Origin of the sequence: Mucilaginibacter sp. UYP27 (genome assembly GCF_040547175.1) — a bacterium.
GTDB lineage: Bacteria > Bacteroidota > Bacteroidia > Sphingobacteriales > Sphingobacteriaceae > Mucilaginibacter.
Genome location: NZ_JBEPPE010000001.1, coordinates 1,124,501 through 1,146,860 on the forward strand (window position 1 = coordinate 1,124,501; position 22,360 = coordinate 1,146,860).

General features: G+C 44.0%; 20 protein-coding genes. 12 read left to right on the forward strand and 8 right to left on the reverse strand.

Annotated elements, in window-relative coordinates:
* Nucleotides 1-2: 2 nt before the first annotated feature.
* The 3 genes from ABIB39_RS04920 to ABIB39_RS04930 are packed head-to-tail and all read left to right on the forward strand — an operon-like array spanning nucleotide 3 to nucleotide 2,585.
* Nucleotides 3-1,316 carry a TolC family protein gene (locus ABIB39_RS04920; protein WP_354427803.1) on the forward strand — a complete coding sequence of 438 codons (1,314 nt, stop codon included), beginning with the start codon at nucleotides 3-5 and terminating at the stop codon, nucleotides 1,314-1,316.
* 40 nt (nucleotides 1,317-1,356) lie between these two features.
* Nucleotides 1,357-1,740 carry a response regulator gene (locus ABIB39_RS04925; protein ID WP_354427805.1) on the forward strand — a complete coding sequence of 128 codons (384 nt, stop codon included), beginning with the start codon at nucleotides 1,357-1,359 and terminating at the stop codon, nucleotides 1,738-1,740.
* The gene (locus ABIB39_RS04930) at nucleotides 1,737-2,585 is read left to right on the forward strand and encodes an N-acetylglucosamine kinase (protein WP_354427806.1); all 849 of its coding nucleotides are present in this window, start codon (nucleotides 1,737-1,739) and stop codon (nucleotides 2,583-2,585) included. Before ABIB39_RS04925 ends, ABIB39_RS04930 begins: the two co-directional genes overlap by 4 nt.
* A 5-nt stretch (nucleotides 2,586-2,590) precedes the next feature.
* Here the strand turns inward: ABIB39_RS04930 and lnt are convergent, their stop codons facing one another.
* Genes lnt through rsmI form a run of 3 tightly spaced genes read right to left on the reverse strand, consistent with a single transcriptional unit; the run spans nucleotide 2,591 to nucleotide 5,482 of the window.
* Complete coding sequence (gene lnt / locus ABIB39_RS04935; RefSeq protein ID WP_354427808.1) at nucleotides 2,591-4,201, reverse strand: apolipoprotein N-acyltransferase; 1,611 nt, start codon at nucleotides 4,199-4,201, stop codon at nucleotides 2,591-2,593.
* Between the two features lie 6 nt (nucleotides 4,202-4,207).
* Entirely contained in the window at nucleotides 4,208-4,726 is a 519-nt protein-coding gene (locus tag ABIB39_RS04940; protein WP_354427810.1) for a hypothetical protein, read from the reverse strand.
* 12 nt (nucleotides 4,727-4,738) lie between these two features.
* Nucleotides 4,739-5,482, reverse strand: a complete 744-nt coding sequence (rsmI, locus tag ABIB39_RS04945) for a 16S rRNA (cytidine(1402)-2'-O)-methyltransferase (protein ID WP_354427812.1) — start codon at nucleotides 5,480-5,482, stop codon at nucleotides 4,739-4,741.
* A 125-nt stretch (nucleotides 5,483-5,607) separates the two neighbouring features.
* Here rsmI and serS point away from each other — a divergent pair, with 125 nt between their 5' ends.
* On the forward strand, nucleotides 5,608-6,879 hold the full coding sequence (gene serS / locus ABIB39_RS04950) for a serine--tRNA ligase (protein ID WP_354427814.1): 1,272 nt from the start codon (nucleotides 5,608-5,610) through the stop codon (nucleotides 6,877-6,879).
* 73 nt (nucleotides 6,880-6,952) lie between these two features.
* Here the strand turns inward: serS and ABIB39_RS04955 are convergent, their stop codons facing one another.
* The 3 genes from ABIB39_RS04955 to ABIB39_RS04965 all read right to left on the reverse strand — a co-directional run bounded on the left by ABIB39_RS04955 (nucleotide 6,953) and on the right by ABIB39_RS04965 (nucleotide 11,306).
* The gene (locus ABIB39_RS04955) at nucleotides 6,953-7,561 is read right to left on the reverse strand and encodes a hypothetical protein (protein ID WP_354427815.1); all 609 of its coding nucleotides are present in this window, start codon (nucleotides 7,559-7,561) and stop codon (nucleotides 6,953-6,955) included.
* A gap of 309 nt (nucleotides 7,562-7,870) precedes the next feature.
* The gene (locus ABIB39_RS04960; RefSeq protein ID WP_354427816.1) at nucleotides 7,871-9,688 is read right to left on the reverse strand and encodes a serine hydrolase domain-containing protein; all 1,818 of its coding nucleotides are present in this window, start codon (nucleotides 9,686-9,688) and stop codon (nucleotides 7,871-7,873) included.
* Nucleotides 9,675-11,306 (reverse strand): amidohydrolase, encoded by a 1,632-nt coding sequence (locus tag ABIB39_RS04965; protein WP_354427818.1) that lies wholly within the window; start codon nucleotides 11,304-11,306, stop codon nucleotides 9,675-9,677. The genes ABIB39_RS04960 and ABIB39_RS04965 overlap by 14 nt, the downstream gene beginning before the upstream one ends.
* 139 nt (nucleotides 11,307-11,445) lie before the next feature.
* Between ABIB39_RS04965 and mutL the strand changes: the two genes are divergently transcribed.
* The 6 genes from mutL to ABIB39_RS04995 all read left to right on the forward strand — a co-directional run bounded on the left by mutL (nucleotide 11,446) and on the right by ABIB39_RS04995 (nucleotide 18,575).
* A complete protein-coding gene (gene mutL / locus ABIB39_RS04970; RefSeq protein WP_354427820.1) occupies nucleotides 11,446-13,302 on the forward strand; it encodes a DNA mismatch repair endonuclease MutL in 1,857 nt (618 codons plus the stop codon).
* Nucleotides 13,303-13,336: 34 nt separating this feature from the next.
* Nucleotides 13,337-14,050 (forward strand): rhomboid family intramembrane serine protease, encoded by a 714-nt coding sequence (locus ABIB39_RS04975; RefSeq protein WP_354427821.1) that lies wholly within the window; start codon nucleotides 13,337-13,339, stop codon nucleotides 14,048-14,050.
* A gap of 29 nt (nucleotides 14,051-14,079) precedes the next feature.
* The gene (locus tag ABIB39_RS04980; RefSeq protein ID WP_354427822.1) at nucleotides 14,080-14,910 is read left to right on the forward strand and encodes a rhomboid family intramembrane serine protease; all 831 of its coding nucleotides are present in this window, start codon (nucleotides 14,080-14,082) and stop codon (nucleotides 14,908-14,910) included.
* Nucleotides 14,900-16,012 (forward strand): endonuclease/exonuclease/phosphatase family protein, encoded by a 1,113-nt coding sequence (locus ABIB39_RS04985; RefSeq protein WP_354427824.1) that lies wholly within the window; start codon nucleotides 14,900-14,902, stop codon nucleotides 16,010-16,012. Before ABIB39_RS04980 ends, ABIB39_RS04985 begins: the two co-directional genes overlap by 11 nt.
* Before the next feature lie 46 nt (nucleotides 16,013-16,058).
* A complete protein-coding gene (gene cysS / locus ABIB39_RS04990) occupies nucleotides 16,059-17,549 on the forward strand; it encodes a cysteine--tRNA ligase (protein ID WP_354427826.1) in 1,491 nt (496 codons plus the stop codon).
* A gap of 159 nt (nucleotides 17,550-17,708) precedes the next feature.
* A complete protein-coding gene (locus tag ABIB39_RS04995; RefSeq protein ID WP_354427828.1) occupies nucleotides 17,709-18,575 on the forward strand; it encodes a DUF4440 domain-containing protein in 867 nt (288 codons plus the stop codon).
* 87 nt (nucleotides 18,576-18,662) lie between these two features.
* Here the strand turns inward: ABIB39_RS04995 and ABIB39_RS05000 are convergent, their stop codons facing one another.
* Nucleotides 18,663-19,625, reverse strand: coding sequence for an AAA family ATPase (locus ABIB39_RS05000; RefSeq protein WP_354427830.1), 963 nt, complete (start codon nucleotides 19,623-19,625; stop codon nucleotides 18,663-18,665).
* Between the two features lie 2 nt (nucleotides 19,626-19,627).
* Nucleotides 19,628-21,010, reverse strand: coding sequence for a peptidylprolyl isomerase (locus ABIB39_RS05005; protein ID WP_354427832.1), 1,383 nt, complete (start codon nucleotides 21,008-21,010; stop codon nucleotides 19,628-19,630).
* 154 nt (nucleotides 21,011-21,164) lie between these two features.
* Between ABIB39_RS05005 and ABIB39_RS05010 the strand changes: the two genes are divergently transcribed.
* Both ABIB39_RS05010 and ABIB39_RS05015 read left to right on the forward strand, forming a co-directional pair.
* Nucleotides 21,165-21,785: a hypothetical protein gene (locus tag ABIB39_RS05010; protein WP_354427834.1), complete on the forward strand. Its 621-nt coding sequence runs from the start codon at nucleotides 21,165-21,167 to the stop codon at nucleotides 21,783-21,785.
* Between the two features lies 1 nt (nucleotide 21,786).
* On the forward strand, nucleotides 21,787-22,359 hold the full coding sequence (locus ABIB39_RS05015; protein WP_354427835.1) for a non-canonical purine NTP diphosphatase: 573 nt from the start codon (nucleotides 21,787-21,789) through the stop codon (nucleotides 22,357-22,359).
* The last annotated feature ends 1 nt before the right edge of the window (nucleotide 22,360 follow it).

Genomic DNA, 22,360 nt, shown 5'->3' on the forward strand with positions numbered 1-22,360 from the left:
ATATGAATATTAAAAGAATTATTTGCTTGATCTTTTGCTGTGCTACCGTTGCAGGGGCGTGGGCGCAGGGTGCCCCGTTGCTTACCCTAAAGGATGCCGTTGAAATAGCACTAAAGAACAATTACAACATAAGGCTATCGCAAAACAACGCTGCCATAGCCAGCAATAACGTTACGCTTGGTAACGCGGGCTTTTTGCCTTTAGTTACCGGCGATGCTGCTTTGAATAACAGTAATCAAAAAATAAAGCAAACCCGCACCGATGGTACGGTTAACAACCTTTCTGCCAATAACAGCAATAATAACTACGGTGTAAACCTCAACTGGACGATTTTCGATGGCTTTAATATGTTCGCTAATTACGATATGCTGAAAGAGCAGGATAAACTTGGTGCCATCCGCTTGCAGGATACTATTCAAAGCACGGTTGCCAATGTTATTAATACGTACTACAACCTTATCAGCCAAACGGAGCAGATAAAAGCTTTAAGCGGTGCTATAGAGATTTCGCGCACGCAACTGCGCTATTCTAATGATAAGTTTACAGTGGGCCGGGTTTCAAAGCTGGATGTTTACAATGCCCAGGTAAATCTGAACACAGATACTTCCAACCTGGTAATTCAGTTGCAACAGTTCCGCCAAACCAAGATCCAAATGAACCAACTGCTGGTGCGTAACCTGCAAACAGACTTTACCGTTGGCGATACCATAATGGTAAACAATACACTGATACTGGGCGACATCATTGCTAAAGCCCAGGCGCAAAACCCCGATATATTATCAGCCCAAATAAATAAACGCTTGGCCGAGATAAGTTTAAGGCAGGTTAAATCAACCCGTTATCCGGTCATCGGCGTAACATCTGGCTACATCTTTACTAATAGCAAAACGCCCGCGGGCTTTACACTTAGCCAAAACTCACACGGTTTTGCTTATGGCTTAACGGCATCCGTAAATATATTCGACGGGCTTAATCAATGGCGGCGCGAGCGTAATGCCAAACTCCAAATTGCCAATGCCGACCTGAGCCAAAAGCAGGTAATGCTGGATGTAGAAGCACAGATAAGTAATTTTTATGTGGCTTATTTATCGGGTTTAGATTTGATAAGAATTGGGCAATCCAGTGTGGAACTTGCCCGTAAGAACCTGGAGATCTCGTTAGAGAAATATAAGATAGGCAACATCACCCAGTTAGAGATCCGCGAGGCGCAAAGGAATTATTTAGATGCGCAATCCAAGTTTTTTTCGGCGCAGTATCAGTCAAAAATGGCCGAGGTTACCTTGCAGCAAATAACAAACAGTATAAATATTCAATAAACTATATTTAATTGCTTTAAAAGTTTATTTTTGAACAACGATGCCTGTTCACTTCAACACATGCCTGCTCATTGATGACAATTATATTGACAACTTTGTTACGCGCAAAATTATTGAAAGTGCTAACTTCGCAGATAATATAATTGTAATACAATCGGCACACGATGCCATAAACGCCCTGCGCGAAGGCAGCGTTAAGCCCGACGCCATTTTTCTGGACATCCGCATGCCTATGATGAGTGGGTTTGAGTTTTTAAAGGAATACGAAGCGCTTAATTTGGATAATAAGGACGCGGTGAAGATTTTTATGCTTTCATCATCCCTTGACCCAACCGACATGAACAACTCAAAAAGCAATAAATACGTTGCCCAGTTTGTGCATAAGCCGCTTACCCGCGAGGTGCTTGAGGAACTTTGTACATGATATTAGTAGCAGACAGTGGATCTTCTAAAACAGACTGGCTGCTATCAGTGCCAGGGCAAGAAAACAAGGCATTTAAATCGGCCGGCCTAAACCCATACTTTTTAACCGAAAAGGAAATAGTAAAGATTATACAGGAACAGGTACCAGAAATGGTTGCCATGGCTGCGGATATAACCGAGATCTATTTTTTTGGAGCGGGCTGCTCCAGCCCGGATAGGCACGAGATAGTATCAAACGCCATCAGTACATTAATACCTAACGCCTATGTAAGTGTAGACAGCGATCTGCTGGCTTCGGCATACGCCACATGCGGGCACGAGAAAGGTTTTTGCTGCGTATTGGGCACAGGCTCAAATATCTCTTTTTTTGACGGCGAGGATATCCACGACGGGCAGCATGGCCTTGGCTATGCACTGGGCGACGAAGGCTCGGGCACCTGGTTTGGCAAGGCCCTGGTAACAGATTACCTTTACGGCAACATGCCCGACGATATTAACAATAAGTTTAAGGCAACTTATAACCTGCAAAAGGAAGATGTTATCATCAATACCTATCAAAAACCCCGCGGTAACTCTTACCTGGCATCATTCTCTAAATTTTTAACGGAGATCCGCGCTTCAGAATACGGGCAGGACCTGCTAAGAAAAGGCTTGCTGGAGTTTGTAGATACCAATATCAAATCGTACCCACAATTTGATAAGTTCAAATGCCATTTTGTAGGCTCCATTGCCTATATTTTTGCCGATGAGTTAAAAGCCGTTTGCGAAGAGAACGATGTGCATATAGGCAAGATCATCCGCCAGCCAATTCTGGATCTAATGGAGTTTATTGTGAAGAGGGGATAGTCCACTTAGTGGCTAAAACTCTTTTTTATCCCGATCAAAAAGATGCCTAACACGGCTAAAAAGCTCGCGATCTTTGGAAGGTAATCGCCGTACGCTACATAAAACGTTATGTCGGAATTTAAGTTGATGTCCTGCTTTAATGCGGTACGCACCCACCACTTGCTTTGCTGCACAATATCGCCCCGCTGGTTGATGAATGCCGAGATGCCCGTATTGGCCGATCGGCAAACCCAGCGGCGGGTTTCAATAGCGCGTAACTTGGCGTAGTCCAAATGCTGGTCCTTACCGGAAGTATTTTCCCACCAGCCGTCATTAGTGATAATAGCAACGAATTGCGCGCCCTGTTTTACGTATTTAGACACCCATTCGCCATAGATAGATTCGTAACAGATAACCGGCGCGGCACCTATCCCGCTTTGTGAATAAAATACGGTGGGCTCAGTTTGCAGGCCATAATTGCCGGTTGCACCCCCCAAGTGCTCAAAGGCAGGTTTTAAGAAAGATAAAGCACTCCCAAAAGGCAACGACTCAGCTCCCGGTACTAATCGCGATTTATGATAGAACTGTACTTTGGATGAATTCTCGATATTAATAGCCGCGCTAAAATTATCGAAAAACACACCCGGCTGTTCCGGTAAAGGGCTTGCAGTTTTAGTTGCTCGCTTGGTGTAAAATTTATGTGTTTCGCCTCCTGTTAAAACGTTAGCGTTTTTAAACCTGTTCAAAAACTTTTTTACCTGCAGATAGCTGTTTTCGGTATAGATATGGTCTTCGTCCATATCCTGCGAGATAGCGGTTTCGGGCCAGATAAAGTACTCGGTATTGCGCTGCCCAATAGAATCTGACAGGTGTGTTAAGGTTTCTATTTGATTATAAACAGGGATCTCCGCTTTGAGGTAAGGATCTACATTAGGCTGAGCCACCACGATATTAGATGGGTTTATCTGCTCTTTGTAGCTATAGTATTTGAAAAGCGATAGGCCTAAAGGTAATACCAAAACCAACGTAAAACTTATAATTAGGTTCTTGCGGGTTTGTTTAGCCTGTTCTTCGCGTAAGCCAATATAAAGCAGAAACAGCAAGATATTGATTGCCCACACCCAAATGGTGCCGCCGTAAACGCCAGTATATTCATACCATTGCACCCATTTATGTGAGGTGGCAAAACCGTTACCCAGCGTCATCCACGGGAAGTTTAAGTCCCAGCTTTGGTGCAGGTATTCGTAACCTATCCAAAAACAAACCAAGGCAACCAAGGAAATTGCGCGCCCGGAGATAAGCCTAACCCGGTAATATAACCAGCAAGCCGTAGCCATTAACAGCGGCCCAAGCGCGTAAGGTATCAGCGTTATGGGTATAGCTACAATTGGGCCAATTACTTTTAGTGAATTGTACACCCAATAAACGCAAAGCGTATTCCAGATGAAGAACCCGATAAATGCGGTGTTAAAGATCTTTTTACCCTTCCCGGCAACATCCGATTGAATGATGTTTTCCATAGCCAGCAACATCGGCACAAAGCCCACAAATAAAAAGAATGTAGTGTATTGTGTAGGCGGCCAGGCCACCCAAAGCAGTAAACCGGAAAATATAGCGAGTAGTAGGTTTTTTTTCATTTGTTGTTAAGTGCCCTGTGCAATGGTCGTTAATTCTTTAACCAAATTTTCAACGCCCAATTTTTTTAAATTTTTATAGCGATATATAAGCCCGTATTTCTTGTCGAAATCGTTGCTTCCGTTTTTATAAGCGATAAACAGATCTTTTTGCTCTATAAGTTCAATTACCATTTCTTGTCCATGTAAGCTGCCAAACAATGCAGGTTTAGTAAGCTCCCATACCGACTTTGGATACGGGCGAACACTAAAGTTAAATTGGTCGATTAAAATCATTAAATGTTTATTGAAGTATCTTTCCCTGAAGAACCAGTTAATACAGCCAATCAAAATCATCATTAGCACGACACTACATCCTACAACAATTCCAAATCCTATTGGTAATGTTATCTTATCGAATAAAGAATACCTCGACAAACCGAAAAACAACATGCAAGCTATAAATACAGCCATAATGGAAGTAGTGATAATGAAGGCTATTTTAAGTTGCTTTAAATTATATGCAACAAAGCTTTTAATTGTTTCCATTACTTTAAGTCGCTAATCTTCGTCATCATCATCCGCATATTTGTTTTTCTTTTTATCATTTTCGGCAGGGGCGGCACCTGCAACGCACATTACAAACTCACCTTTAAGCGGGTGGGTTTCAAAATAGGTTTTAACCTCGGTAACGGTACCTCTTACGGTTTCTTCAAACATTTTAGTCAGCTCGCGCGATACTGAAAGCTGGCGGTTGGCACCAAAATAGGTTGCCATTTCATCAAGCGTTTTCAATAAACGGTGCGGCGACTCGTAAAGTATAATGGTGCGTTCTTCTGTCGCCAGGAATTTATAGCGGGTTTGGCGGCCTTTCTTCAATGGCAAAAAACCCTCAAAACAAAACTTATCGGTAGGGAAGCCCGAGTTAACCAGCGCGGGCACAAATGCCGTTGCGCCCGGCAGACATTCTATTGGGATGTTGAATTTTAAAGCCTCGCGCACCAGGAAAAACCCGGGGTCGGATATGGCAGGCGTACCGGCATCACTTATCAACGCTATATTTTGTCCCATCAGCAGAAACTTGATGATCTCGTTACTGGACTGGTGCTCGTTATGCTGATGATGCGCAAACACCTTGTTTTGGATGTCGAAATGTTTTAGCATCGGTGCCGATGTACGTGTATCCTCGGCCAGTATCAGGTCGGCCTCCTTTAAAATACGGATAGCCCTAAAGGTCATATCCTCCAGGTTGCCAATTGGGGTAGGTACTAAATATAGTTTGCCGGATGGTGTGGTAGCGTTCATGGTTCATGGATCATAGTTCATAAAAAAATGTGGGTTTGCCAATGGTGCTTGCAGCTACAAAAAACCATTAACTATGAACCATCATCTATGAACTAATTATATCTTTGCCTTTTAAAATAAATTCAATGCTGCAAGTTAGTTATATCCGCGATAACAGGGAACAGGTTTTAGAACGTTTGGCTGTAAAAAATTTTAAGCAGCCGGAATTGGTAGATAGGATCCTTGAACTGGATAGCGAACGTTCGGTTGCGCAACGTGGTGGAGAAGAAGAAAAAGCAAGGGCTAATGCATCTGCCAAACAAATTGGTGAACTAATGCGTGCCGGTAAAAAGGATGAGGCGGAAGTGCTGAAATCACAAACAGGCAATTCAAAAGAAAGCATTAAAAAGTTTGATGAAGAATTAGCAAAAGCTGAAAAAGAGCTTTACGAAGCGCTTGTTCAGCTGCCGAACCTGCCACATTCATCTGTACCAAAAGGTATAACGCCGGAGGAAAACGAGGTGGTGCTGGAGAATGGCACTATCCCAGAATTGCCCGCCAATGCTTTGCCGCATTGGGAACTGGCAGCAAAATATAACCTGATAGATTTTGAACTGGGTGTTAAAATAACCGGCGCAGGTTTCCCGGTGTATAAAAATAAGGGTGCCAAATTACAACGCGCGCTCATCAACTTTTTTATTGATGAGGCCGAAAAAGCAGGTTACAGCGAAGTAAGTGTACCGCTTATGGTAAACGCGGCATCCGGCTTTGGAACAGGACAGTTACCCGACAAAGAAGGACAAATGTACTATGTAGGGGTTGATGATTTATACCTGATCCCTACTGCCGAGGTGCCTATCACCAATATGTACCGCGATGTGATCTTAAAGGCTGATGAACTACCCGTTAAAAACTGCGGACATACACCTTGTTTTCGCCGCGAGGCCGGGTCTTACGGTGCGCATGTACGTGGTTTGAACCGTTTACACCAGTTTGATAAAGTAGAAATTGTACAGGTTGTACATCCCGATAATTCATACGATGTGCTGGAAGGCATGAGTGCCCATGTACAGGGCCTACTACAAAAACTTGGTTTGCCATACCGTGTATTGCGCCTGTGTGGTGGCGATATGGGTTTCGGCAGCGCATTAACTTACGACATGGAAACCTGGAGCGCCGCGCAGCAACGCTGGTTAGAGGTATCATCCGTATCAAACTTCGAAACATTTCAGAGTAACCGATTGAAACTACGTTTTCGTAATGCAGAGGGTAAAACACAATTGGCCCACACGCTTAATGGTAGTGCATTAGCCTTGCCACGTATTGTGGCAACATTGTTGGAGAATAATCAAACGGATAAAGGCATAAAAGTGCCAGAGGTGCTTGTGCCTTATACTAAGTTTGAGTGGATAGATTAATTAACTCCCTTACGTCATTGCAATGACGAGAATAGATAACAAGGAAAGCGGCGGTTTGCTGTGGCTTTCTTTGTTATCTATTGTTGAGCAAAGTTTTAAAATCACCAGCCCAAATTGGCAATTGGGGCGCCTCTTCCGTAATTTCACCTTTTATAACGTTCATTAAGGGTACCATGTTCATAGCCTTGCCCGGTGGTTGAAAATTTTGGTAAAGATGTATAGACGTAAAGGTGTTGTGAAACTCAAATAGATTTGCGAGGCTTTTTTCATAATTAATATTGATGTACTCAACGGAAACATCGTGCCCGCCTTTAGCAACCCGTAGTTCAACTCTTTCGATACTGGCCTCTACAGAATCGAGACCCATGAAAATTAACCGGGATTCGAAGCCATGATTCATAAACTGTTTAACAGAATTAATCACTTCGGGGTCACGAAAGTTTGTTTCAAAAGCTACATCTCCTTTACGATATATCATTTTTTCTTTCCATTCAGGAAAATGGACGTCGGTAATTGAAAGCCATATAAGGCTTTCATCCAAGTCATAAAAAAATGCTTTTAAGTCGGCGAATTTTTTGTCGCCATCAAATATTGGAGTACCCTGTGGAACCATAGAAGCAGCAAATGTGCTTTTCCCGGCTCCATTTGGGCCGGCAAAAACATACAGCTGTGGGGCTGTCATTACCTTATGGTTTTGATTGTTTGCGTAAGCCCAGTAATTGCATTAACTTTAATAACTTCTCTATGATCTTCATACTTACGTATCAATATATCATTTGATTTGTATCGGGCGTCCCGATAACTATTATAAAGGCCACGACTAATATTTTCTTGTTGCACCCTTTTTACCTGCGGGTTTATCAGTTTTGACTGCTCCGATAGGGTTCTTTGAAAAAGTGGTTTGAAAACTGTATTAGACATTTAATGTTGAGTTTCTTTATTACAAATATACAAATGATTTTTAAATCGCACGTGTGCCAATATTTAACTCTTACATTCCTTTCTGTATCGCTTCATAAACCGCATCCTGGATGCGTGGGCGGATGTTTAGGCTACCCAGTTTGCTGCCAACGTTGGGGTGTACCCTATTGGACAGGAACACGTAAACCAATCCATATTTAGGATCTACCCATACACAGGTGCCGGTAAAGCCAGTGTGGCCGAATGACTGGTCTGATGCTAATCTGGATGGGTAATGCCTGTCGGCGATTGGGTCCCAGCGGTCAAAACCAAGGCCACGGCGACTAACCGGCGATTGTTTGGATGTCCAAAGATCTACCGTTGTGGGTTTAACATATTGTACCCCACCGTAGGTGCCGCGGTTAAGCATCATCTGGTACAGTATTGCAATGTCATTTGCGCTTGCAAACACACCTGCGTGGCCGGCAACGCCACCCATAAGGGCTGCGGTTGGGTCGTGCACGTAGCCGTCTATTAAAGTTTTACGGTCTTTTTTATCATCCTCGGTTGGCGGGATGCGGTTTGCCGGGAAACGGTACAGCGGTAAAAAGCCCGCGGTTTGCATCCCCAGCGGGGTGTAAAATTTATCCTGTACATATCTGTTCAGCGGTGTAGCGGTTATGGCTTCGGCTATCTGCTGCAAAAATATCATACCCACATCGCTGTACACATATTGCCCGCGGGTTTTAACCAGCGAACGCAAGGCAGCCGGCAGCATCACCTCGTTGAAGTAACCTTTACGTACGTAATAGTTGTCATTAACCTTAACCGGGAATGCCGCCGACGAATCGGTACTGTGGTCAGCTGGTTTTATCACTTCGAACGTGGAAATGTCGGGGATCAAACCTGCCTGGTGCTCCAGCAATTCGCGAACGGTCAGCGTCTTTTTGTTGGTGTTTCGCGTGATAGGCATGTAGGTGCCTAATGTCGAATCGAGGTTTAGCTTGCCCTGGTCATAAAGTTGCATGGCTTCCATGGTAGTAGCCGAAATCTTGGTCATGGAAGCTATATCGAAAATGTCGGTTATCCTGTCGGGGATGCTGTTGTCATAAGTGTGCGACCCATAGGCTTTGTTGAAGATCACCTTGCCATCTTTAGCAACCAACACCACGCAACCGGGAGTGGCCCTGCTGCTAATGGCCTCTTGTGCTATGGCATCAATGGCTTTCATGTTATCAGCATTAATACCGGCATCCTCGGGCACAGTGTATTGCAAACGGGTTTTAGATGTAAGGTACCCCGTATTTGTAGTATACTTTGGCGAGTATGTTTTTGTAAGTTTTTGTGTGATAGCTACCCCGCCAAAAATCGCCTGAGCACTGTAGAAAGCTGCTACCTGCGATACCTTGCCCGACCAGATCACCGGCGCCGAAACGTCATTCAGCTTAGCCAGTGCGGGCCCTGTTCCCAATAAAGAAACCACCACATTTTTAATCTTTTGGTTATCGGTAATAAAGCTGATGATGCGCGGGTTGTTGGCCTCGTTATCCGTTAGCTGGATGATGAGGGTATTGTAAAATTTGGTGTCCTGCGCCAGCATTTCTAATGATTTGGTGCTGAGGTAATCGTTGCCGTTAAAGGCATCAACTTTGGCATATTTATTCAGCAGGCTATCAAAACCAATGCTGTTCGCTGATGAAAAGTGGATGCTGGCAATCTTCTTCACCTCCAGGTTTTGCAGGGGTATCAGTTGCTTCTCGTTGTTCAGCAAAACAGTAGCTTGCTCAACCAATAGCTGTTCTTTCACATAAGCTTTACCCGTTAACGGTGGGTTTTGCGCGCATGCGGAATTAAAAAATGCAAACCCGGATAGCAGCAGGAAATAGATACGCTGCTTATTTTTTCTCATAAACCTTAACACCATTTATATACGTTTTTAAAACTTTAACATTTGGCAATTCGCTGCCTTTGGCTTTCATAATATCATTATCCAGTATCACAAAGTCGGCATATTTGCCAACCTCAATACTGCCTTTTTCTTTTTCCTCGAAGTTGGCTTTTGCCGCCCAGATGGTCATGCCGCGCAGGGCTTCTGTACGGCTAAGCGCGTTGTTCATCTGGAAACCGCCTTCGGGCTGGCCTTGTAAATTTTTACGCTCGGTAGCAGCATAAAACGTGTACATCGGGTTTATATTTTCTACCGGGAAGTCAGTCCCCAGCGGGATCCACCCGTTTTGTTTCATCAGGTTTTTGTAGGCATAGCCGCTTTTCAACCTTTCGGCACCAAGTCGTTTAACCGCCCAGGTCATATCAGATGTACCATGCGTTGGTTGTACCGATGGAATAATGTTATTATCGCCAAACATCTTTACATCTTCGGGCGCTATAATTTGCGCGTGTTCTATTCTCCAGCGCTTGTCATTTTTGCCCTTCAGATTTTCTGCGTAAATTTTAAGCATCACGCGGTTGGCGCTGTCGCCAATGGCATGTGTACACATTTGAAAACCTTTTGCGGCAATCATTTTAGCAACCTCTTCAAAATGTGCTTTAGAACTTAGTAAAAACCCGCTCCAGTTTTTTTGATCGCTGTAGGGATGAAGCAAACACGCCCCGCGCGATCCCAAAGCGCCATCTGCATAAACTTTAAATGAGCGTACGTTAAGGCCCGGTGTTTTGTAAGCCCCGCGTTTAAAAAGGTATTCGTAGTTCTCCTGCTGGTCGGCAAGCATCAGGTAAAGGCGCATTTTAAGGTCGCCTTTGTGTTGTAAGGAGGCAATAACGTTTACCAGTTGATACGGCACGCCACAATCATCAACCGTGGTTAGGCCAACTTCAAAACAATTTTTTTGCGCGGCTAACAATCCGCTTTGTACCATTTGCTCGGTAGGTTCCGGGATTTTGCGGGTTACAATGCCTACAGCATTATCTACCAGGATGCCGGTAAGCTTGCCGTTAACGGTCTCTACCTCACCGCCAATTATCTTTTGGCCGGGCTTTACACCCGCGATATTCAGGGCTGCCTGGTTAACAATAGCCGCGTGCCCGTCTATCCGGCTCAAAATTACAGGGCGAACCGGGAACAAGGAATCCAGTTTGGCTTTATTAGGGAATGATTTGTTAGTCCATGTATTTTGGTCCCATCCGGCACCAACTATCCAGCCTTCGGTTTTATGAGCGGCGTAGCTTTTTACGGTATCTAAAGTAGCCTCCCAGCTTTTTAGGCCCACCAAATTGGCATTTTGCAAACCCATGCCGTATTCCATGAAATGCGCATGTGCATCAATAAAGCCGGGATAAACGGCTTTGCCTCCGGCATCGATCACTTCGTGGGCAAGGTACTTTTTCTCGAGGGTATCGATATTTCCAACGGCGACTATCTTGCCGCTGCTTACTACAAATGCGTTCGCGGTAGAAAAAGTGCTGTCAACAGTATATACGAGGGCGTTTTTTACGATTAGGTCGGCGTTGTATTCTTTTTGTTTACATGCTGTAACCAATAAAAACAGCAATGGCCAGAGTTTCTTCATATTAATAGACAGGTAGATGTAAATAAATTAATGTAAATATTATATACAAGTATGTAAGGGTAAAGTTATGCAATCAAATAATTAATTTAGCGTCTTAATTGATGCACCTGTTTTGGGTGCCGGAAGGGAAATATTTTTAATGCCAGATATAATTCAGCTTTTACCGGATGCCGTTGCCAACCAGATAGCCGCTGGCGAAGTAGTACAACGCCCTGCATCCGCAGTAAAAGAATTGATAGAGAACGCGATAGATGCCGGTGCCGATAAAATTCAACTGATATTAAGGGACGCCGGTAAATCATTGATACAGGTTATTGATAACGGCTGCGGTATGAGCCTTACCGACGCGCGCATGTGTTTTGAACGCCACGCCACCTCAAAGATCCGCAAGGCCGAAGACCTTTTTGCCATCCGCACCATGGGTTTTAGGGGCGAAGCTATGGCTTCCATCGCTGCAATTGCTCAGGTAGAACTAAAAACCCGCCGCCACGAAGATGAATTAGGTACCTGCATCCAGATAGAAGGATCGGAAGTGATAAGCCAGGAAGCATGCTCTGCAAACTTTGGTACATCAATTTGTATTAAAAACCTTTTTTATAACACGCCAGCCCGCCGTAACTTTTTAAAAAGTAACCCGGTAGAGATGCGCCACATTATTGATGAATTTCAGCGCATAGCATTAGCCAACCCGCAAGTGTTTTTAACTATGCACCACGATGGGCAGGAAGTTTATCACCTGCCGGCATCAGCCATGAAACAACGTATCGTGCACCTGTTCGGTAATAATTACAATCAGCGCCTGGTGCCTGTTGAAGAAGAAACCACTATTATTAACCTGCGCGGTTTTGTGGGCAAGCCCGAGTTTGCGCGTAAAACCCGCGGCGAGCAGTTCTTTTTTGTGAACAACCGTTTTATAAAAGATGCCTACCTGAATCACGCGGTGCTAACGGCTTTCCAGGAGTTACTGCCCGATGAGACATTCCCGCTTTATGTACTTTTTATAGACATAGACCCGGCCAAGATAGATATCAACGTACATCCCACAAAAACCGAGATAAAATACCAGGACGAGAAATCTATCTACGCTATTATCCGCTCGGCGGTGAAACGCTCGCTGGGTAAATATAACATTACTCCGACTTTAGATTTTGACCAGGAGAACAGCATAGGCCACCTCATCACCCAAAAGCCTTTTGATGAAATTAAACAGCCAACTATAGCCTTTAACCCGGACTTTAACCCCTTCGCATCCGAAAAAAGGACGAGCGAGCGGGAGATCCCTTTTTTGCGCGATAGTAACACTCACCATACTGCCATTCCGCGCAACTGGGATACCTTGTACGAGATAAGCAAAAAGGAAGAAACCCTGCAGCACGAAATGCATGGTGGAACCAGCGTTGCCATAAACGAGCAGGAGATAAGCAAAAGCAGCGAGAAACAGTTCTTCCAGGTGCATAACAGGTTTATACTGTCGCAGATAAAATCGGGCTTTATGCTGATAAACCAGCAGGCCGCTCACGAGCGCATCTTGTACGAGCGTTTTTTGCAGCAATTGCAAAATCATAGCGGGGTTAGTCAGCAGAGTTTATTTCCGCAATCGGTTACACTAAACAGCGCCGATTTTGAGTTATTGAGAGAACTGTTACCTGATATCCGCGCGCTTGGTTTTGATATCCGCGAGTTTGGCCGTAACACCGTTGTAGTAGAGGGCATCCCGGCAGATATTACCAACGCCAGCGAGAACGAATTACTGGAACAATTACTGGAAGGCTTTAAAAACAACCTGGCAATATTAAAGTTAGATAAACGCGATAACCTTGCCCGCTCGCTGGCACGCAATGCGGCGTTAAAAGCGGGTGTAAAGCTAAGCATGGAAGAAATGAACCAACTGGTTGATCAGCTTTTTGCCTGCCAAATGCCAAACCTGGCACTAAATGGCAAGCCTGTAATTAGTACCTTTACACTTAACGAATTAGCAGAACGATTTGAAAAATAGCTTAACAGCTTAAACCATATTACACGTACACAACATGCAATCACCATTTGCCAATATGCCGCCGGTAGTAAAAAACCTGCTTATCATTAATATCCTGTTCTTTATTGCCACATATGCTTTAGCAAAGCTGATAGATCTGAACGCTCTTTTTGCAGCCTATTATCCGCTTGCGCCGGCATTTAGGCCATGGCAAATAATCACTTACATGTTTATGCACGGTGGACTTACGCATATTTTGTTTAACATGTTTGCCCTATATTCATTTGGGCCGATGCTGGAATATACCCTGGGGTCTAAAAAATTCTTTAACTATTATTTTATAACAGGCATTGGCGCCTATGTTTTGTACATGGTGGTACAAGCTGTTCAGATACACGCCCTAACGGGGGCATTTACTATTCCACACCCCGAGTTAGAAGCATCGTACTTTAATTATGGCGGGCCGGAGAACGCACAAAAGCTTTACGGGATTATGAATTTCCCGATGCTGGGCGCATCGGGTGCCATATTTGGGATTTTGGTAGGTTTTGCCATGCTGTTCCCTAATCTGGAAATGATGATCATGTTCATCCCTGTTCCTATCAAAGCAAAATATGTGGTTATCGGTTACATTGCAATCGAGTTGTTTACCGGCATCGGCCGTTTTGCGGGTGATAACGTTGCCCACTTTGCACACCTTGGTGGTGCGCTATTCGGCTTCCTTTTAATAAAACTTTGGGGAATAAAACGGCCTAACAATTTTTATTAAAAGCTGTTTAAATAATATAAATACGGGTTATGACTCTTTGGAAAGATATCCAATACAAGCTATTAAAAGCCGACAGCCGTATAAATCTGCTGATCGGAATTAATATTGTTGTTTTTTTATTGGCTGTTATTCCGGTTACAAGCGTTTTAACAAACAAGTACCTATTGCTCTTCCCGGCCTGGCCGGATCTTTTGAAGCATTTTTGGACACCACTCACCTATATGTTTATGAACGAGGGTTTTTTCCCGGCCCTGTTTAACATGCTTTGGCTGTACTGGTTAGGTAGGATATTTGAGGAGTATCTGAACCACAAACGGCTGATAGGCTTATACCTAATAGGCGGTTTTGCAGGTGCATTATTATACGTTATTACTTATAATGTACTTGCTATTTATAATGTAAACTTGCCTGCAATTGGTATAACCGGGGCATCTGTAAGTATTATGAGCATTATGGTGGCTACTGCAACACTACTACCAAATCACGAGTTGCAACTTATTATCATTGGCAGGGTTAGGTTAAAGTGGGTTTGCATCGTTTATGTGGCACTCGCGCTGATTGGTGCTCGTAATAACCCGGGCACCCAAATTGCACAAATTGGCGGCGCGTTACTGGGTTTTATTTACATAAAGCAGTTAAACCGTGGTAACGATTGGATCAAGAGCATCAATAAGCTGTTTGCACCCAAACCCAAATTAAAGGTGGTGAGCTACAATGCTCCGCAGCGCAAAGCATCAGGTGTGCCACAGCAGGACGAAATAGACCGCATCCTTGATAAAATATCGGGCAGTGGTTACGATAGTTTAAACAAGCAAGAAAAAGAAACCCTTTCAAGGGCAAGCAACAATAATGATGGCTAAACAGAAGGGGCTAAATTTTATTGATCGTGTTTTCCTTTGGATAAATTATGCATTGTGCGCCGCCCTGTTGCTGGGTTACCTGGCGCCCTATGTAGATCCCCGCAGCTTTTGGCCCATCGCTTTTTTTGGCCTTGCTTACCCGCCTTTACTTTTGGCAAATGTTATTATAATGGTTTACTGGCTCATCCGCAGGAGCTGGTTCATCGGCCTGTCGTTTATAACCATTTTAATGGGGTGGAACGTGCTGAACAATAATATCGGCATCCGCTTGCCGGAAGGGGCAAGCCAGTCGGCTCCCAAAAAACAATTACGGGTAATGACCTACAACGTGCACGATTTTAAGCGATACGGCGAGAAAAATGATATTTCTACCAAGCACGAAATATTGGACCTGATTGGGCAGGAGCAACCGGATATTTTAGGCATGCAGGAGTTTTTTACACGAAAAAAGGGGCAATACGCTATGATAGATTCTATCAAAAAAGTAATGCGTGCCGAACATTATTATTTTGAGGCTACCATGACCAGTGCCAGCGAGGCCATAGGCCTGGCTATTTTTTCTAAGTATCCCATAAAAGCTTACGGGTTGATACAACTGTCAGTAAAGGGCAGCGGCAACCAGTGTGTGTATGTTGATGTGCAGAAGGATAGCGCGATGGTGAGGATTTACAGCGTTCATTTACAATCCATAGCGTTTGAACCGCAGGACTATAAATACCTGGGCAACCTCTCATCAAAAGGGAAAACAGATATAGGGGCCACAAAACGCGTTGGCTGGAAATTGAAAACCGCTTTCGCGAAACGTGCCGAGCAGGTGTTCGTCATTAAAGAACATGCCAAAAAGTGCCCATACCCGTATGTTATCTCCGGCGATTTTAACGATACCCCTTCATCCTTCGCGGTTAACCAAATGGCAAAAGGTTTAAAAAACGCGTTTCGCGAAAAGGGTGCTGGTTTGGGCCGTACGTATAACGGGGATTTCCCCAATTACCAGATAGATTATATAATGGCCAGCCCGCAGTTTGATGTAACGGAGTACAAGATCATCGAAAAAAAATTGTCAGACCATTATCCTTTAAGCACCTTACTGGTATTAAAATAACATCTTCAAAAATAAACTCCACGCCTAAAATTGTAAGTTTGCGCTTATGGAACAAAAATTATTTGTTTACAATACTTTAACACGTAAAAAAGAAGAGTTTAAGCCACTTAACGAAGGCCATGTTGGCATGTACGTTTGTGGCCCTACCGTATATAGCGATGTGCATATAGGCAACTGCCGTACCTTTATTTCTTTCGACCTTATTTACAGGTACCTGCTGCACCTTGGATATAAAGTGCGCTACGTCCGTAATATTACCGATGCCGGCCATTTAGAGGGCGATAGCGACGAAGGAGAAGACAAAGTATCTAAAAAAGCAAAAATAGCCCAGTTGGAGCCAATGGAAATTGTACAGAAATACACTGTTGATTTTCATAAGGTGATGGAAACTTTTAACGCCTTGCCGCCAAGCATCGAGCCAACGGCAACCGGCCATATTATTGAGCAGATAGAACTGGTAAAAAGCATCCTTGAAAAAGGCTACGCTTATGAGGTTTATGGCTCGGTTTACTTTGATGTAGAAAAATATAACCAAAGCCAGGATTACGGCATACTTAACGGCCGCAAACTGGAGGATATGCTGAATAACACCCGCAACCTTGGCGGCCAAACTGAAAAGCACGGCAAGCTTGATTTTGCCCTTTGGATAAAAGCGAAGCCCGAGCATTTGATGAAATGGCCGTCGCCGTGGGGATTGGGTTTCCCGGGTTGGCACTTGGAATGCTCTGCCATGAGTAATAAATACCTGGGCCAGCAATTTGATATCCACGGTGGTGGTATCGATCTGATGCCTACCCACCATACTAACGAGATTGCGCAGAACGTAGCTTGCTGCGGTAAAAACCCGGCATCGTACTGGTTACATACCAATATGCTTACCATGAACGGGCAAAAAATGTCAAAATCGTTAGGGAACAGTTTTTTACCGCACGAGTTATTTGCAGGCGACCATCCCCTGCTGAAAAAAGGCTATAGCCCCATGACGGTGAGGTTCTTTTTTATGCAGGCCAGCTACCGCAGCACGGTCGATTTTAGCAACGAGGCTATAGAGGCGGCAGAGATCTTTTACAAGAAGCTGGCAGAGAGTGCCAAAAAGTTAGTTACGTTGCAGCAGAATGAGTTAACTGCCGTTGATGACGAAACCAATAAAGCGATAAATGATATTTGCGATGACTGCTATAACAGCATGAACGACAATTTTAACTCGCCAAAAACGTTAGATGCTCTGAACAACTTATCCAAATGGATCAACTCGTATGCGGCTACCACCCGTAACTCGGGGGAGATAGCGGCAGCCACTTTTGAACGGATGAAGAAAACGTATAACGATTTCTTTTATGATGTTTTAGGTTTAAAGCAGGACGATAACGAGAATGCAGATACCGACGACCTGATGCACCTGGTGATCAAGTTACGCAACGAAGCCAAAACAAATAAGGACTACGCAACGTCTGACAAGATCCGCGAGGGCTTAAAAGAGATAGGCTTCCAGCTAAACGATAACAAGCAGGGCACTACCGATTGGATCAGGATTTAAGCCTCTCCCTGCGATTTGCAAAGGAGAGGATAAAAGGCGGAGCTGTTAATAAACGTTAAAACAAGTATTACTATTAAAACAATTAGGGCCGGGCAGCCTTTATGTTAATCAGTTAAAATAATTATTAAATTGCCCAAGCAAATTATAATAAGTAAACACATGAGAAGATCATTATTAGCTGCTATTATATTATCAGGATTTAGCCTTTCGGCAATGGCACAAGCCAAAGTTGAAGTTATTTCTGTTGTAAATGCCGAAGAGAATTTTAATAAGGTAGTTGAACGTAAAGGTATTAAAGACGGTTTTTTATCCGTAGCCGATGCTGAGGGTATTGTGTTTAAACCCAACGCGGTTAAAATAACCGAGTTTTACAGCGGTATAGAAAAACTACCCGGTAAACTTAGCTCACAGCCAAAATTTGCGCGGTTATCTGCTAATGGCGACCTTGGTTTTACGTCCGGCCCTTATGTTTACCAGAATGGCAAAACAGATGATGATAAAGTGTACGGCGATTACGTATCGTTATGGCGTTTAGATAATTCTGATAACAAATTTAAACTGCTTTTAAACCTGGGCATCCAACACCCCGAGCCTGAGCAGGAAGCCGTAACGGATTTCAAAGAACCTGATCTAACCAAGCAAAAAGCGCCAAGTAAAGATCCGTTTGCAGGTAAAAACATCTTAGTAGCTACGGATAAGACCCTTAATCACTCGTTAGAATTATCCTCACTGGCCGGCTACAAAGAGTTTTTAAGCCCGGAAGCACGTTACTATTTCCCGGGTTTTGAGCCGATGACAGGTACCGATAAGATCCAGAAATTTATTGATAACGAAGGCATCAGTATATTTGCAGAAACGGTTAACGTTGGCCGGTCTACCAGTAATGATCTGGCTTATACCTACGGCACAGCCCGTATTAAAAAAGGCAACATAGTTAACAATTACAACTACGTACGTATCTGGGAAATTGATGCCAACCACAGGTGGAATGTGTTACTGGAGATATTCTCTACAGTAGAAAACTAACGTATTTACGATTTTAGATTAATTATCTTGCGTCCTTTAGAATTAGAGTTTTCCTTTTAGGATTTAGATCTTAGGATTCAGAATTTCCTAAAAAAGCTGCTCAATAATATCATTAGCTGTAAGGCCTTCGGCTTCGGCGTGGTAGCTGCGTACTATACGGTGGCTAAGTATGGGTTTTGCTACTGCCTGTACATCCTCAATATCCGGCGAGTACTTTCCGTTAAGCACAGCATGGCATTTAGCCCCCAGGATCAAAAATTGTGATGCGCGCGGGCCTGCGCCCCAGTTTAATAAACGCTTCACCTGCGGGCTTGCAAACTCGCTGTTAGGGCGCGTTTTACTAATAAGCTTAACAGCATACTCCAAAACATTATCGCTTACCGGGATATTCCGAACCAATTGCTGGAAGTAGATGATCTGCTCGGCATTCAATTGTTTCTTAACGGTTACGGTATTGCTGCTGGTGGTGTTTTTTACTACCTGTAATTCCTCTTTAAACGTAGGGTAATCTAAAGCCACGTTAAACATAAAGCGGTCTAACTGTGCTTCGGGTAGGGGGTAGGTGCCTTCCTGTTCAATAGGGTTTTGGGTAGCCAGTACAAAAAATGGCTTGGCAAGTGTGTGGGTAACGCCCGCCGCCGTAACCGATTTTTCCTGCATGGCTTCTAACAAAGCGGCCTGCGTTTTTGGCGGTGTACGGTTAATCTCATCGGCCAGTATGATGTTTGAGAACACCGGGCCTTTTATGAACTTAAAATTCCTGTCCTCACCCAAAATCTCCGAGCCGATGATGTCAGACGGCATAAGGTCGGGCGTAAATTGGATGCGCTTAAAGTCGAGGTCTAAAACCTGTGCCACGGTTTGCACCAGCAGGGTTTTTGCCAAGCCGGGTACACCCACAAGTAAACAGTGCCCATTGCTGAAGATGGAGATAAGTACAAACTTAATAACTTCATCCTGGCCAACTATCACTTTACCGATCTCAGCACGAATTTGCTGATAAACGTTCTTCAAAGCATCGGCGGCCTCAACATCTGAGCGGTATGGCATACTTATTCAGTTTTGGCTTGTGCTGTTGTTTCGGCAGCTATCCAGCTTTTTAATGGCGGGCAGCTTTGGTACTCAGGGTCGATTTTGATGAATGTTTCTTTACGGCGTTTATCAAACCATTGGGTAATGGTACGGCTAAGTTTATCGTTTGTGGCAGCTTCTTTTAGTTTGGCAAAATCCTGCTCTAAATTAGCCTTGTGCGCATTAGTAACCGATTTTAGGTATAAGATCTTATAAGCTTTTTTGCCCGTTTGCTGGTCTGTAAACAATTGTGGTTTTGAAACCGAGCCCACTTTCATGGTGTCGGTGGTTAGCGCTATCTGCGGGTCGAGCTTATCTGTAGGGATGTAAGTAGAACGGGTTTGAACGTTATCTGCATTCAGCATCATACCGCCGTTAAACTTGGTTTCTTTATCATCAGAGTAAAAGGCTGCCGCACTGCTAAAATCAAATTTCTTAACCCTCATCATTACGTTGTAAACGCTATCGGCAGTAGTTTGCGAACGGCCTAAACTTGCCTCGGTAACCGTTGGCATAATCAGTATGTGGCGTACGTGTACCTGCTCGCCGCGGCGTTCAATAACCTGTAAAAAGTGGAAACCATTTTCGGTTTCAAACACGTTCGAGATCTCGCCGGTTTTAAGTTTAAACGCGTTTGCGGTAAATTCTTTTACCATTACGGTACGGTCAAAAAAGCCAAGGTCGCCACCATCAGGTGCCGAGCCGGGATCTTGCGAGTAAAGCCTTGCCAGTGTACCAAAGTCTTCACCTTTTTTTACCCTTGCCCTAAGGTCTTCTGCTTTTTGTTTGTAAAACTCCTTCTCTTCTTTATTCAGTTTTGGTGAAAACACGATCTCGCCTACCTCTATCTCTTTGTTGTAAGATGGTAAGCTATCTTTAGGCATCGATTCAAAGTATTTTTTTACATCCTGTGGGGTAGTGTTCACCTTTTCGGTAATTTTTGAACGCATGCGCTGTGCCACCAGAGATTCCTTGATATCCGGGCGAAGCTCATCCTTGTACTGGATAACAGAGCGGCCTAAAAAACCTTCTAACTTATCCTGGCTACCTGCGCGCTGTATAAAGCTACGCATCCGGCGGTCAACTTCGGCATCAACTTCTTCGTCTTTTACCTGCACGCTATCGATCACGGCCTGCTGGGCAAGCAATTTTTGGGTAAGCTGATTTTGCAGGATAAAGCATTTTACACTTGGATTTGGCTGTTGGCCGCTCACCAGGTATTGCGCGTATTGCAACTCAATGTCTGACTGTAGAACGATCCCGCTGCCTACAACAGCTGCTATCTTATCAAGTGTACGTACCTGTGCCTGGGCAAATGACAGAAATATAAAAGAAGTTATAATGGACAGTGCGATTTTTCTCATGTACTTTTTAAACTAATTGCTACGGATAGTTTATCCGTTAAAAATGCGAATTTCGGTAAAATTTATTAATAATAAATGTATAATTAAGCCGTAATGCGAATATGCTGATAATGCATCAACAGGAATAGGTATTTTTGGTTAAATTATGTTAAATATGAAAGTTGACAACCCGCAGGCCTTTGCCTACATTATGCAGGAAGAAGTTTACCTGCTTAATAAGGACAAAGGCTTGTACACAGCTACCGCGGTTGATGAACAAACCCTTGCGCAGGCCCCTACCGTTATAGTGACAGAGCAACCTGCTGTCCCGGTAATTGCAGAACAACCTGTAGCACAGCCAACACCCGTTTCCGCTACCCCTAAAACAACCGAACCAATTGTACAAACGCCTGATAACGAATTTAATTATCTGGGTAAAAACAATAAAAACTTTGTGGTGCTGGTAAACTACGCCAACGAAGAACACATCGCGGCAGCACACCTTATCGCGCTTGAAAATATACTGAAACGTAAAGAGCTTGCGCTTGATGATGTTGCGATACTAAACGTAAACAAATACGCCCCTGTGAAGCTTGCCGCTCTTGCCGCTTACTTTACGCCAACCAGGCTGGTAATTATGGGTGCCGACTCGCTGCCTGAGGGGATAGGCAAACTGCCGCTTAACCAACCATTGCAGGGCAAAAAAACGCATGTGTTGTACAGCTTTAGTTTTTATGAGATGATGAGCAGCAACGATAACAAAAAGCTATTTTGGGAACAAATGAAAACCCTGTAACATGCAGCAATTAGTATTTGCCACCAACAACGCGCATAAGCTGGAGGAGGTGCAGGGCAAGGCCGGCACCCAAATAAAGTTATTAAGCCTTGATGATATTGGCTGCCATGATGATATTGAAGAAACAGGGTTAACCTTTAATGAGAACGCATCCATTAAAAGCCAATTCATCTACCAAAAATATAACCTCAATTGTTTTGGGGACGATAGCGGGCTGGAAATAGAGGCGTTGAATAACGACCCCGGCATCTACTCGGCCCGCTATGCAGGTAAACATGGCGACCATGAAGCCAATATAGACAAGGTGCTTGCTAACCTGAAGGATACAACTAACCGCAAGGCGCGTTTCCGCACGGTGATATCCCTGATGTGGAACGGCGAAGAGCATTTTTTTGATGGCATTGTTAATGGCACCATTCGCCGGGAACGTTGTGGGACAAAAGGCTTTGGTTACGACCCGATATTTCAGCCGGATGGTTATGACATTACCTTTGCCGAAATGAGCATGGACGCAAAAAACCGCATCAGCCATCGTGGCCGCGCGGTTGATCTGCTTATCGGTTTTTTTAAATAAC